The organism is Streptomyces olivaceus (assembly GCF_000721235.1).
Classification (GTDB): Bacteria; Actinomycetota; Actinomycetes; order Streptomycetales; family Streptomycetaceae; genus Streptomyces; species Streptomyces olivaceus.
In genome coordinates this window covers 87092-98691 of sequence record NZ_JOFH01000006.1, presented here as the reverse complement: position 1 = coordinate 98691, position 11600 = coordinate 87092, and the positions used below count along the sequence as shown (strand labels likewise).

The window sequence follows — 11600 nt, the reverse complement described above, 5'->3', positions numbered from 1 at the left end:
CGTCCTTGACGCGGGGGAGCGGGGGTAGGACCGTGGGGCTGTATGAGGGGCGAACCCAGTTGCCCGAAGTGCGGTGGCCGGGTCAGGGCTCCCGGCCTCTTCGCCGACACCTGGCAGTGCGACCTGCACGGCACGGTGCATCCGCTGCAGCCCGTTCTCCCGCCCAGCGTCGAGGCGCTCGGCGTGGTGGTGGACCGCACGCAGGTGCCGTTGTGGATGCCCTGGCCGCTGCCGGTCGGCTGGCTGTTCACCGGTGTGGCCTGCGCGGGCGACGACCGCAGCGGCGGCCGGGCGACCGCGCTGGCCTGCTCGGGACCGAGCCCGCTCGGCGGTGTCGGGGAGCTGATCCTGGTCGCCGAGGAGCTGGGCGTCGGCCTCGGTGCCCACTACGCGGGGCTCGACGCCCCGGACCCCGGTCCGTACCTGGACGTGGAGAAGCCGCCCCAGGCCAAGGTCCTGGCCGCCGGCCGGCCGACCCCTCTCTGGCACGTCCCCGGCGCACCCGTCGACCGGGCCGTCTTCGCCGGGGAGGCGCTCGGCCTGTGGCTGTGGGCCGTCGCGTGGCCCGAGCAGGCGGCGCTGCTGATGTACGAGGAGCTGGTGCTGACCGACCTGCGGGACGCGGGCGCCGAGGTGGACCTGGTGCCGTGCGGCGCGCTGTCGCCGCGGCTCATGCGGCCGACCGCGCCTTAGCCGCGTCGTCCGGCTGGTCGTGCGCCGGTGGTCGTGTACCGGTGGCCGTGCGCCGGAGGTCGTGTGCCGGAGGTCGTGTGTCGGTGGCCGTGCGCCGGAGGCCGCCGTGTAGGGGGTGGACGGGTGCTGCGGGTGTGACAGAGGCGGGTCGGGTTCCGGTTATCCTTGAGCGTCCCCGTCCGTCCCGTCACCGCTTGGAGGCAGCGTCGTGCGCATCGATCTGCACGCCCACTCCACCGCGTCCGACGGCACGGACACCCCGGCCGAGCTGGTGCGCAACGCCGCCGCTGCCGGTCTCGACGTCGTCGCGCTGACCGACCACGACACCACGCGCGGGCACGCGGCGGCCGTCGCCGCGCTCCCCGAGGGGCTCACGCTGGTCACCGGCGCCGAACTCTCCTGCCGCCTCGACGGCGTCAGCATGCACATGCTGGCCTACCTCTTCGATCCCGAGGAGCCCGCCCTGCTCGCCGAGCGCGAGCTGGTCCGGGACGACCGCGTGCCGCGGGCGCGGGCCATGGTCGCCAGGCTCAACGAGCTGGGCGTGCCCGTCACCTGGGAGCAGGTCGCCCGGATCGCCGGCGACGGGTCCGTCGGCCGGCCGCACGTGGCCTCCGCGCTCGTCGAACTCGGCGTCGTGCCGACCGTGAGCGACGCCTTCACCCAGGACTGGCTGGCCGACGGCGGCCGTGGCTTCGTGGAGAAGCACGAGACCGACCCCTTCGAGGCGCTCCGGCTGATCAAGGGCGCGGGCGGCGTCGCCGTCTTCGCGCACCCCGCCGCCGCCAAGCGGGGCCGCACGGTGCAGGAGGCGTCCATCGCCGACCTGGCCGCGGCCGGGCTCGACGGCATCGAGGTCGACCACATGGACCACGACGAGGACACGCGCGCCCGGCTGCGGGGCCTCGCGAAGGAGCTGGGGCTCCTGACGACCGGGTCCAGCGACTACCACGGCAGCCGGAAGACCTGTGTGCTCGGCGAGTACACGACGGACCCCGAGGTGTACGGGGAGATCACGCGACGGGCGTTCGGGGCGTTCCCCGTGCCGGGCGCGGGCGGGGCCTGAGCCTCCCCTCCCGACCGTCCACTTCCGCACTCCCGCAAGGCCAGTAGCTCACCCATGTTCGACGTCGCCGTCTTCGGCTCCCTCTTCCTGACCCTTTTCGTCATCATGGATCCCCCAGGGATCACCCCGATCTTCCTCGCGCTGACCTCCGGCCGCCCCGCCAAGGTGCAGCGGCGGATGGCCCTCCAGGCCGTCTGCGTCGCCGGCGGCGTGATCACGGTGTTCGGTCTGCTCGGGCATCAGATCCTGGACTACCTGCACGTGTCCGTGCCCGCCCTCATGATCGCGGGCGGGCTGCTGCTCCTGCTGATCGCGCTCGACCTGCTCACCGGGAAGACCGACGAGCCGAAGCAGACCAAGGACGTCAACGTCGCCCTCGTACCGCTGGGCATGCCGCTGCTCGCCGGGCCCGGCGCGATCGTGTCGGTCATCCTGGCCGTGCAGAAGGCGGACAGCGTGACCACGCAGGTCTCCGTGTGGGCGGCGATCCTGGCGATCCACGTGGTGCTGTGGCTGGTGATGCGGTACTCGCTGCTGATCATCCGGGTCATCAAGGACGGCGGCGTGGTCCTGGTGACCCGCCTCGCCGGCATGATGCTCTCCGCGATCGCCGTGCAGCAGATCATCAACGGCGTCACGCAGGTGATCCAGGGCGCCTGAGCGCCGAGCGCCGCGGTCCGGGGCGCGTGAGCACACGCAAAGGGCCCCCGCGCGGCACGGCGCCGCGCGGAGGCCCCAGGGGCGTGCTGTCCGCGCTACGAGGCCGAGGTCTCGGCGGGGCGGATCCACAGCCGCTGCCCTATGGCGGCGGCCTGCTGAACGATGCGATTCACGGAGGCGGCGTCCACGACAGTCGTGTCCACGGGGGTCCCGTCGACGTCGTCGAGTCGCATGACTTCAAAGCGCATGGCCTCTCCCTTGATCTGGTCATCCTCCTGAGGAGAACTACTGGTGTGGCTCCTGGGTCGTCGGTGCCCGGGCTTCCGAAAGGTCCAACGACATGCCCTCTGCAAACATTCCCTACGCTAAGGAAATTTTTCGAACGGCTAATTACTGACAGGTAAGTCGCTTGTTACGGAGTGACAGGTGTCCGATACAGACTGACCGGGACCGGTTGTATTCGTAGCGTGACCGCCGGGACAATAGAGGCGATGAACGACGACCTCGCGTCCCTGAACGCTCGCATCGATCGCACCAACGAGCTGCTCCAGCGCATGCTCGCCGAGGTGGCCAAGACGCCCTCGACGCACGCGATCTTCGTCGACGCCGGATACCTCTACGCGGCGGCGGGGCGGCTGGTGGCCGGGACCGAGGACCGCCGGGCCTTCGACCTGGACGCCGAGGGACTGATCGAGGCGCTCATCGACACGGCGCGCACCATCTTCGCGGACAGCCGCCTGCTGCGCGTGTACTGGTACGACGGCGCCCGCCGCCGCATCCACACCGCCGAGCAGCAGTGCATCGCCGAGCTGCCGGACGTCAAGGTGCGCCTGGGCAACCTCAATGCCAACAACCAGCAGAAGGGCGTCGACTCCCTCATCCGCTCCGACCTGGAGTCCCTCGCCCGGTACCGCGCCCTCAGCGACGCCGCCCTGCTCGGCGGCGACGAGGACCTGGTCTCCGCCGTCGAGGCCGCGCAGGGGTACGGGGCCCGCGTCCACCTGTGGGGCATCGAGGCGCCCGATGGCCGCAACCAGGCCGACCCGCTGCTCTGGGAGGTCGACAGCCAGCGCTCCTTCGACCTGGACTTCTTCAAGCCGTACGTCTCCAGACGGACGGCCGTCCAGCCCCTCGACGCAACGGGGGCCGGGCGGCCTGCCAGGGAGGACGTCCGTTTCGTGGGCGCGCAGATCGCCGCGAAGTGGCTGGCGGCCCGGGGCCGCGGCACCCTGCTCGAACTCCTCCCCAGCCATCCCTACCTGCCCGGTTCGGTCGACCAGGACCTGCTGGTCGAGGCCGAGGGCCTGCTGCAGTACTCCCTGCGCGGCCAGGCCGACCTGCGCCGTGCCCTGCGGGACGGCTTCTGGGAGCACCTGCGGGCGCAGTACTAGGAACCGCCCGGCTCCGCTCGGCCCAGTGCGTCCCAGAAGTCGGCGAGTGCGCGGGCCGTGGGCAGCGGCCGGTCGGTGTTCGGGGAGTGCTCGGCGCCGGTGACGACGGTGCGGTGCGCGCCCAGCCGTTCGGCCATCTCGTCCAGCAGGGGCACGGGCCACGTGTCGTCGTAGGCGCCCGACAGGACGTGGCACGGCAGCGGCAGACGGGCCAGCTCGCCGACCCGGTCCGGCTCGGTGCACAGCTGGCGCCCCGTCGCTCGCAGCTGGGCCGGCCTGGTGCCCAGCCAGCGGGCCCGCAGCGGGCCGGGCTCCTCCGGACCGTGGGCGGGGGCCGGCGCCCCGGCCTCCTCCGGCGGCCCGATCGCCCGCATGACGTCCCAGACCTCGGCCATCGTCATCGTGTCCAGCGCGTCGCGCAGCAGTTTCACGCGCTGCCGCTGGGACTCGGAGATCCGGGCCGGGCCCGACGACATCAGGGTGAGGGACAGGAACGGGGCGTGGTCGAGCAGCACGGCGGCCCGCGCGATCTGGCCGCCGAGGGAGTGCCCGACGAGATGCACAGGGCCACCCAGCGCCGCGACCTGCGCGAGGACGTCGCGGGCCAGCTCGGGCTGCGCGTAGCGGGCCTCGTCGTGCTCGGGCCCGTCCGACTCGTACTGCCCCCGCCCGTCCACGGCGACCGTGCGGTAACCGCGCGCCCCGAGCGGTTCGTGCAGCAGCGTGAAGTCCTCCTTGCTCCCCGTGAAGCCGGGCAGCATCAGCACCGTCCCCCTCGGGTCGGCGCGGCCGGGCACGGGCGAGTCCACGACGGCGAACTCACCGCGCGCGGTACGCATCCGGTACGTGCGGGCGCCCGGGGGCGGGCTGAAGGCGGCGTTCCTGCTCACGGGCAGAGGCTATCGGGACGAGGCCGTCGAACGGCGGGGGAGGGGGCCGCCGTGGCCGAGGGGCCGAGGGGCCGCGTGGTCGAGGGGCCGCCGGGGTCCTGGGCGGCCCGGGGTTCGGCGGCAGGTGTCGGAAGGGGAGGGAGCGCCGGTGGGCGCGGGAGGCGCGGGCGGCGGGACACGTGGGCTCGGCGGGAGGTTGCCCGGCAACGCCGTCGGCCCGGCCCCACCAGGGTGGCGGGACCGGGCCGACGGCGTTGCCGGGCGGTGCGGATCAGCTCTCGGCGGGCTCCGCGGCCTGCGTGGCGGCCGTGGCCGCCTTGCGGGTACGGCGGGCCTTCGGCTTCGCCTCCTCGGCCGGCGCCTCGACGGCGGCCGCCGCCTTGCGGGTACGGCGGCGCGGTGCGGCCGCCGGGGCTTGGCCTCTTCCGTGCCCTCGGCCGTCTTCCGGGTGCGGCGCGGCTTGGCCTCGGTGGGTTCCGCAGCGGCGTCGGTGTCGGCGGCCGTCTTCGCGGTGGCGGCCTTGCGGGTGCGTCGGGGCTTGGCCTCGGCGGCTTCCGCCGTGGCTGCCTCCGCGATGCCCGATTCGGTGGCCTGTGCGGCCTTGCGGGTGCGGCGCGGCTTGGTCACCGCCGGCTCGACCGCTCCCTCGGCGGCGGGCGCCGTGGCCTTGCGGGTGCGGCGGCGCGGCTTCTCGGCGGCCGGGGTCTCCACGGCTGGGGTCTCCACGGTCACCGGGGCCTCGACCACCGCGGGTGCCTCCGCTGCCACCGGTGCCTCCGCCGTCTTGCGGGTGCGGCGGCGGCGCGGCTTCGCGGGGGCGTCGACGGCGTCCACGACCTGGACCGCGTCCACGGCCTCGGCGACGTCCTTGACCTCGGGGACCTCGGGCGCCGCGACCGCGCTCGCCGCGACGGCCTCCGCCGTCGTGGCCACCGCCGGCTGCCGCGACGGCTCGCCGTTCCGCGTACGCCGCCGGCGGCGCAGCGTGCGCGGCGCCTGCTCCGCGTCCCGCGCGGCCTCGGCACCGCCGGGGGCGGCCTCGGGCGCGGAGCCCGCGGAGGCCTCCGCGTCCACCGGTGCCCCGCCGCGCATCCGGCGACGGCGACGCGGCGTCGTACGCGACGAACGCTCGCGGTCGCCGGAGCGGGACTCGTCCCGGCCCCCGCGGCCACCGCGCGTGCGGCCACCGCGGCCGGCCGGCTCGCCCAAGTCCTCCAGCTCCTCCGCGTCGAGCCCGGCGCGCGTGCGCTCCGAGCGCGGCAGGACGCCCTTGATGCCCTCGGGGATGCCGAGGTCGGTGTACAGGTGCGGGGAGGTGGAGTACGTCTCCGGCGGGTCGTTGAAGCCCAGCTGCAACGCCTTGTTGATCAGCTGCCAGCGCGGGATGTCGTCCCAGTCGACCAGCGTGATCGCCGTACCCTTCGCGCCCGCGCGGCCCGTACGGCCGATGCGGTGCAGGTACGTCTTCTCCTCTTCCGGCGACTGGTAGTTGATGACGTGCGTCACGCCCTCGACGTCGATGCCGCGGGCGGCGACGTCGGTGCAGACGAGGACGTCCACCTTGCCGTTGCGGAAGGCGCGCAGGGCCTGCTCGCGGGCGCCCTGGCCGAGGTCGCCGTGGACCGCGCCGGAGGCGAAGCCGCGCTGCTTGAGCTGGTCGGCCAGGTCGGCCGCCGTGCGCTTGGTGCGGCAGAAGACCATGGCCAGTCCGCGGCCCTCGGCCTGCAGTATGCGCGCCACCATCTCGGGCTTGTCCATGTTGTGCGCGCGGTAGATGTACTGCTTCGTGTTCGCGACCGTCGCGCCCTCGTCGTCCGGCGAGGTGGCGCGGATGTGCGTGGGCTGCGACATGTAGCGGCGGGCCAGTCCGATGACCGCGCCCGGCATGGTGGCCGAGAACAGCATGGTCTGGCGCCGGGCCGGCAGCATGTTGATGATCTTCTCGACGTCGGGCAGGAAGCCCAGGTCGAGCATCTCGTCGGCCTCGTCGAGGACCAGGCACCTGACGTGCTTGAGGCTCAGCTTCTTCTGGCCCGCGAGGTCCAGCAGGCGGCCCGGGGTGCCGACGATCACGTCGACGCCCTTCTTCAGGGCCTCCACCTGCGGCTCGTAGGCCCGGCCGCCGTAGATGGCGAGGACGCGCACGTTGCGGGCCTTGCCGGCGGTCAGGAGGTCGTTGGTGACCTGCTGGCACAGCTCACGCGTCGGAACGACGACGAGGGCCTGCGGGGCGTCGGTCAGGGACTCGGGCGCGGCGCGGCCCGCCTCGACGTCGGCGGGGACGGTGACGCGCTCGAGGAGCGGGAGGCCGAAGCCCAGCGTCTTGCCGGTGCCGGTCTTGGCCTGGCCGATCACGTCCGTGCCCGAGAGGGCCACGGGGAGCGTCAGCTCCTGGATCGGGAAAGGGGTGATGATGCCGACGGCTTCGAGGGCTTCGGCGGTCTCGGGGAGGATCCCGAGGGATCGGAACGTCGTAGTCAGGGTGCTGCCTCTTCTGTGTACGTGGTGCGAGGCGAGCGCGCGGGTCGTGCCGGACCGTGTCGGGGACGTCGGCTGCCTTACGGGTGAGCCGTAGGACACGGGACCTCTGTCGACGCTCCAGCGCTCGTACCACTGAGGGTCCCCCTCCGGAATCCGTACGCAGCGTGGCGCACAGCAGGGAGGGCTGTCGGGTCGGAGCCGATCGGGCCACCGACCGGGCATCCTCATGCGTGCGGCCCGACGGCGATGTCACGTACCCGTACGTCACATACTCGGCAGGCGCATTACCACCATACCCCGGATTCGCGCACACGCGATGGCCGAATTGGTCACGTAGTCGTCGTCACACTCACTGACCAGGGCCTTCCCGCTGTCGAAGAGCGGGCTATTGTGCGCTGCATGACGAGCTCTGACAAGCCTGGCACCGCCGCAGACGCCCCCGCTGCATCCCCCGCATCCGCCGAAACCGCCGGATCCACCTCGATCGCCGCCCGGGACTGGGCGACGGCCGCGGCCGATCCGCAGTACCGCGCCGCGGTCGTGGACCTGCTCGGCGCGCTCGCGTACGGCGAGCTGGCGGCGTTCGAGCGGCTCGCCGAGGACGCCAAGCTGGCGCCCACGCTGGCGGACAAGGCGGAGCTGGCGAAGATGGCGTCTGCGGAGTTCCACCACTTCGAGCGGCTGCGCGACCGGCTCGCCGAGATCGGCGAGGAGCCGACGGGGGCCATGGAACCGTTCGTGGCCGCCTTCGCCGGCTTCCACAAGCAGACCGATCCCTCCGACTGGCTGGAGGGGCTCGTCAAGGCGTACGTCGGCGACTCCATCGCCAGTGACTTCTACCGCGAGGTCGCGGCCCGCATCGACACGGACACCCGGGAGCTGGTGCTGGCCGTGCTCGACGACACCGGGCACGCCGGTTTCGCCGTGGAGAAGGTGCGCGCGGCGATCGACGCCGACCCGCGGGTGGGGGGCCGGCTCGCGCTGTGGGCGCGGCGGCTGATGGGGGAGGCGCTGTCGCAGTCCCAGCGGGTGGTGGCCGACCGGGACGCGCTGTCGACGATGCTGGTGGGCGGCGTCGCGGACGGCTTCGACCTGGCCGAGGTCGGGAGGATGTTCTCCCGGATCACCGAGGCGCACACCAAGCGGATGGCGGCGCTGGGGCTGGCCGCCTGAGCACGGCCGGCCGGCGAGGCCCGGCCGGCACGGCGACCGGTGGAACGGTGGTGTCAGGCCGGCGCCGAGCTGCCGCGGAGGGCTCCCGCTCCCGCGGGGCGCAGCAGCAGTGACAGGGCGGCCGCGGCGAGCGTGGCCGAGCCGAGGAGCACCAGGGGCAGACTGGCCGCGCCCAGTGCGGTGTGCGTCACGAACGCCCCGAACAGCGCCCCCGCCGCGCCCGTCGGCAGCACCAGGATGCGGGCGGGAAGACGGTGCGGCAGCCGGTGGGCCGCGGCCCACGCCAGAGCGAGTCCGAGGATCGCGGCGCTGATCGCTTCGAAGAGCATGTCGGGGTCCCTCCCAGATGGCCGGCCTGCCCGCAACGGTCACACCCGTCTTACCCCTGACCTGCGGAATACAACCCTCCCCCTGTGGGTGAACTGTGGCCCGTCCGTGAACGCGCTTTCGTACCCGGGGGCCGCCCGTGGACGCGCGTACGAACCCGTGGACACGCGCACGAAAGGGGCCCGGCGGTGACTCGCACCGCCGGGCCCCTTCCGTTACTTCGTCCGTCGTCCCGGCTACAGCGCGCCGAAGCCCACCTTGCGCGGGGCCGGCTCACCGATCTCGACGTAGGCGAGACGGTCGGCCGGCACCAGGATCTTGCGGCCGTGTTCGTCCACGAGGCTCAGCAGCTGCGACTTGCCCGCCAGTGCCTCGCCCACCACGCGCTCGACGTCTTCGGCGCTCTGACCGCTCTCCAGAACGATCTCGCGGGGCGCGTGCTGCACGCCGATCTTGACCTCCACGGCTATGTCCCTCCGACGGTCAGTGAAGTGCGCGATCATCCGCGCCGTACCCCGCACACATTAGCCCGGTGAGGGGACGTACACGGTGCGTCCGAGAACGCCAGGAGCGAACAGCCGACGGGAACAGAACGGGAGGAGGGCCGGAACGGAGCCGCCCTCACACCCGCCGCGCGGTGCCGGTCGGCGCCTGTCGGTGCCCCTCAGTGCTGATCGGTGCCGTGCAGCGGGAAGCCCGCGATGCCCCGCCAGGCCAGCGACGTCAGCAGCTGGACCGCCTGGTCGCGCGGCACGCTGCGGTCGCTGTGCAGCCAGGACCGGGCCACCACCTGGGCGAGGCCGCCCAGACCGGACGCCAGCAGCATCGACTCCGCGCGCGAGAGGCCGGTGTCCTCGGCGATGACGTCGCAGATCGCCTCGGCGCACTCGTTCGTGACCTTGTCCACGCGCTCGCGCACGGCGGGCTCGTTGGTCAGGTCCGACTCGAAGACCAGCCGGAAGGCGCCGCCGTCGTCCTCGACGTACGCGAAGTAGGCGTCCATGGTCGCGCGGACGCGCTGCTTGTTGTCGGTCGTAGAGGCGAGCGCGCTGCGCACGGACTGGATCAGCGCCTCGCAGTGCTGGTCCAGCAGTGCCAGGTAGAGGTCGAGCTTGCCCGGGAAGTGCTGGTAGAGCACGGGCTTGCTGACGCCGGCGCGCTCGGCGATGTCGTCCATCGCGGCCGAGTGGTACCCCTGGGCCACGAATACTTCCTGTGCGGCGCCCAGCAACTGGTTGCGTCGGGCTCGGCGGGGAAGGCGTGTGCCCCGCGGGCGTACCGCCTCTGTCTGCTCGATGGCTGTCACGCCGCCTCCCATAGTCGTCCTCGTGCGGTGTGCGCCGCGCTGTCATCGTACTTTTCGGTAACCGTGGTGTGTGTGCTGCGGGCGCAGAATTTCACGGACCGGACGGCGGCGAAAGCCGCACAACAGGTTTCAAAAGACCTCAGGCCGGGCAGAGATCGGCCTCCGTTCGCGGCTCCGGACGTCAGCGGTAGTCGTCCTCGTCGTGGGAGACGACCCGGGCCTGTTCCGCCAGGTCGGCCTCGTCGGCGCGGTCGGCGTCGGCGTCGTTCAGCGGGTCGTCGCGCTCCGGTACGACATCCGTCCGCTGCTCGGCCGTGTCGGCGTCGGGCGCTTCCACGTCGCGTTCCTCCGGGTCCGGTGCCCCGGTGCCGGCGGACTCGTCGAAGGTCTCGGGGTCGGTCGGGTCGACGGTCATGCTGGACTCCCTTCCTGCGAACGTCCCTGTGGGGTCAGGGGCCACACGCGGGTGCCCATTCCACGAGCCTAGGAGACACCCGAAACGGGCGCCACGTGTCGGACCGCGCTCCCTGCTTGTGATGGCGAACACGTGAGCCATTGCGTGATCGTCTCGTAACATTGCCGCATGCCTTCGATCGAGCCGCCATCCGTGCCGCCCGCCAACGTGCTGCCGAGGGTCGCGGCGGTCAGGGCCGCCGACGGCGAGCGGCTCGGGTCGGTCCGGCTTCCGGGCGTCACCCTCACGGTGCGGTCGAGACCCCCGCAGCGCGAGGGACTGCCGCCCGCCCTGTACATCCACGGCCTCGGCGGTTCCTCCCAGAACTGGTCGGCGTTGATGCCGCTGCTGGACGGCGTCGTCGAGAGCGAGGCCCTCGACCTGCCGGGGTTCGGCGACTCCCCGCCGCCGGACGACGGCGACTACTCGATCACGGGGCACGCCCGCGCGGTCGTCCGCCGCCTCGACGCCTCCCGGCGCGGCCCCGTGCACCTCTTCGGCAACTCGCTCGGCGGCGCCGTGGCCACCCGCATCGCCGCGGCGCGGCCCGACCTGGTGCGCACGCTCACCCTCGTCTCGCCCGCGCTGCCGGAGCTGCGCGTGCAGCGCAGCGCGGTGCCCACCGGTCTGCTGGCGGTGCCGGGAGTGGCGTCGCTCTTCACCCGGGTCAGCCGGGACTGGACCGCCGAGCAGCGGGTCCGCGGGGTGACGGCGCTCTGCTACGGCGATCCGGACCGGGTCTCGCCGGAGGGGTTCCGCAACGCGGTGGAGGAGATGGAGCGGCGACTGCGGCTGCCGTACTTCTGGGACGCGATGGCGCGCTCCGCCCGAGGCATCGTCAACTCCTATACGGTGGGCGGCCAGTACGGACTGTGGCGACAGGCGGAGCGGGTTCTCGCACCCACGCTCCTGGTCTACGGTGGTCGCGACAGACTCGTCGGCTACCGCATGGCCGCGCGGGCCACCCGTGCCTTCCGCGACTCCCGGCTGCTGACGCTGCCGGACGCGGGACACGTGGCGATGATGGAATATCCGGACGCCGTGGCCACCGCGTTCCGTGAACTCCTCGCGGACACCGAGGGGCCGGCGGCCGGCGAGAGGACCGACGGGGTCGTCGAGGACGAGCCCGCCAACCAGACCACAGGAGGCTGAGGCGCGA

General features: G+C 72.9%; 13 protein-coding genes. 6 read left to right on the top strand and 7 right to left on the bottom strand.

The annotated features are described in order from the left end of the window. Positions 1-42: 42 nt before the first annotated feature. The 3 genes from IG94_RS0109195 (at position 43) to IG94_RS0109185 (ending at position 2419) form a co-directional block, all read left to right on the top strand. Entirely contained in the window at positions 43-693 is a 651-nt protein-coding gene (locus tag IG94_RS0109195; protein ID WP_031033268.1) for a DUF6758 family protein, read from the top strand. Between the two features lie 208 nt (positions 694-901). Then, on the top strand, positions 902-1759 hold the full coding sequence (locus IG94_RS0109190; protein ID WP_031033267.1) for a PHP domain-containing protein: 858 nt from the start codon (positions 902-904) through the stop codon (positions 1757-1759). Between the two features lie 54 nt (positions 1760-1813). Next, positions 1814-2419: a MarC family protein gene (locus IG94_RS0109185; RefSeq protein WP_031033266.1), complete on the top strand. Its 606-nt coding sequence runs from the start codon at positions 1814-1816 to the stop codon at positions 2417-2419. Between the two features lie 95 nt (positions 2420-2514). Here the strand turns inward: IG94_RS0109185 and IG94_RS41575 are convergent, their stop codons facing one another. Beyond that, on the bottom strand, positions 2515-2667 hold the full coding sequence (locus tag IG94_RS41575) for a hypothetical protein (RefSeq protein WP_107060478.1): 153 nt from the start codon (positions 2665-2667) through the stop codon (positions 2515-2517). A gap of 243 nt (positions 2668-2910) precedes the next feature. Here IG94_RS41575 and IG94_RS0109175 point away from each other — a divergent pair, with 243 nt between their 5' ends. Next, positions 2911-3810 carry an NYN domain-containing protein gene (locus IG94_RS0109175; RefSeq protein ID WP_031033264.1) on the top strand — a complete coding sequence of 300 codons (900 nt, stop codon included), beginning with the start codon at positions 2911-2913 and terminating at the stop codon, positions 3808-3810. Here IG94_RS0109175 and IG94_RS0109170 read toward each other — a convergent pair. Both IG94_RS0109170 and IG94_RS38480 read right to left on the bottom strand, forming a co-directional pair. Beyond that, positions 3807-4700 (bottom strand): alpha/beta fold hydrolase, encoded by an 894-nt coding sequence (locus IG94_RS0109170; protein WP_031033263.1) that lies wholly within the window; start codon positions 4698-4700, stop codon positions 3807-3809. The two genes, IG94_RS0109175 and IG94_RS0109170, sit on opposite strands and share 4 nt — an antisense overlap. A 9-nt stretch (positions 4701-4709) precedes the next feature. Next, entirely contained in the window at positions 4710-7076 is a 2367-nt protein-coding gene (locus tag IG94_RS38480; RefSeq protein WP_428837405.1) for a DEAD/DEAH box helicase, read from the bottom strand. 504 nt (positions 7077-7580) lie between these two features. On the opposite strand from IG94_RS38480, the gene IG94_RS0109160 reads away from it, so the two are divergent. Next, positions 7581-8354 (top strand): ferritin-like domain-containing protein, encoded by a 774-nt coding sequence (locus tag IG94_RS0109160; RefSeq protein ID WP_031033262.1) that lies wholly within the window; start codon positions 7581-7583, stop codon positions 8352-8354. Positions 8355-8407: 53 nt separating this feature from the next. Here the strand turns inward: IG94_RS0109160 and IG94_RS0109155 are convergent, their stop codons facing one another. From IG94_RS0109155 to IG94_RS0109140, 4 genes are all read right to left on the bottom strand, one after another. Beyond that, the gene (locus IG94_RS0109155; RefSeq protein ID WP_031033261.1) at positions 8408-8683 is read right to left on the bottom strand and encodes a hypothetical protein; all 276 of its coding nucleotides are present in this window, start codon (positions 8681-8683) and stop codon (positions 8408-8410) included. Between the two features lie 234 nt (positions 8684-8917). Beyond that, the gene (locus IG94_RS0109150) at positions 8918-9145 is read right to left on the bottom strand and encodes a DUF3107 domain-containing protein (protein ID WP_031033260.1); all 228 of its coding nucleotides are present in this window, start codon (positions 9143-9145) and stop codon (positions 8918-8920) included. Positions 9146-9345: 200 nt separating this feature from the next. Then, a complete protein-coding gene (locus IG94_RS0109145; protein ID WP_031033259.1) occupies positions 9346-9987 on the bottom strand; it encodes a TetR/AcrR family transcriptional regulator in 642 nt (213 codons plus the stop codon). A gap of 181 nt (positions 9988-10168) precedes the next feature. Further along, on the bottom strand, positions 10169-10402 hold the full coding sequence (locus IG94_RS0109140; RefSeq protein WP_031033258.1) for a hypothetical protein: 234 nt from the start codon (positions 10400-10402) through the stop codon (positions 10169-10171). Between the two features lie 168 nt (positions 10403-10570). Between IG94_RS0109140 and IG94_RS0109135 the strand changes: the two genes are divergently transcribed. Continuing rightward, complete coding sequence (locus tag IG94_RS0109135; protein WP_031033257.1) at positions 10571-11593, top strand: alpha/beta hydrolase; 1023 nt, start codon at positions 10571-10573, stop codon at positions 11591-11593. The last annotated feature ends 7 nt before the right edge of the window (positions 11594-11600 follow it).

Bases quoted from the DNA above. Each gene is read 5' to 3' on its own strand.
- IG94_RS0109195 (WP_031033268.1), top strand. From the start codon at position 43: ATGAGGGGCGAACCCAGTTGCCCGAAGTGCGGTGGCCGGGTCAGGGCT.
- IG94_RS0109185 (WP_031033266.1), top strand. From the start codon at position 1,814: ATGTTCGACGTCGCCGTCTTCGGCTCCCTCTTCCTGACCCTTTTCGTC.
- IG94_RS41575 (WP_107060478.1), bottom strand. From the start codon at position 2,667: ATGCGCTTTGAAGTCATGCGACTCGACGACGTCGACGGGACCCCCGTG.
- IG94_RS0109175 (WP_031033264.1), top strand. From the start codon at position 2,911: ATGAACGACGACCTCGCGTCCCTGAACGCTCGCATCGATCGCACCAAC.
- IG94_RS0109160 (WP_031033262.1), top strand. From the start codon at position 7,581: ATGACGAGCTCTGACAAGCCTGGCACCGCCGCAGACGCCCCCGCTGCA.
- IG94_RS0109155 (WP_031033261.1), bottom strand. From the start codon at position 8,683: ATGCTCTTCGAAGCGATCAGCGCCGCGATCCTCGGACTCGCTCTGGCG.
- IG94_RS0109140 (WP_031033258.1), bottom strand. From the start codon at position 10,402: ATGACCGTCGACCCGACCGACCCCGAGACCTTCGACGAGTCCGCCGGC.
- IG94_RS0109135 (WP_031033257.1), top strand. From the start codon at position 10,571: ATGCCTTCGATCGAGCCGCCATCCGTGCCGCCCGCCAACGTGCTGCCG.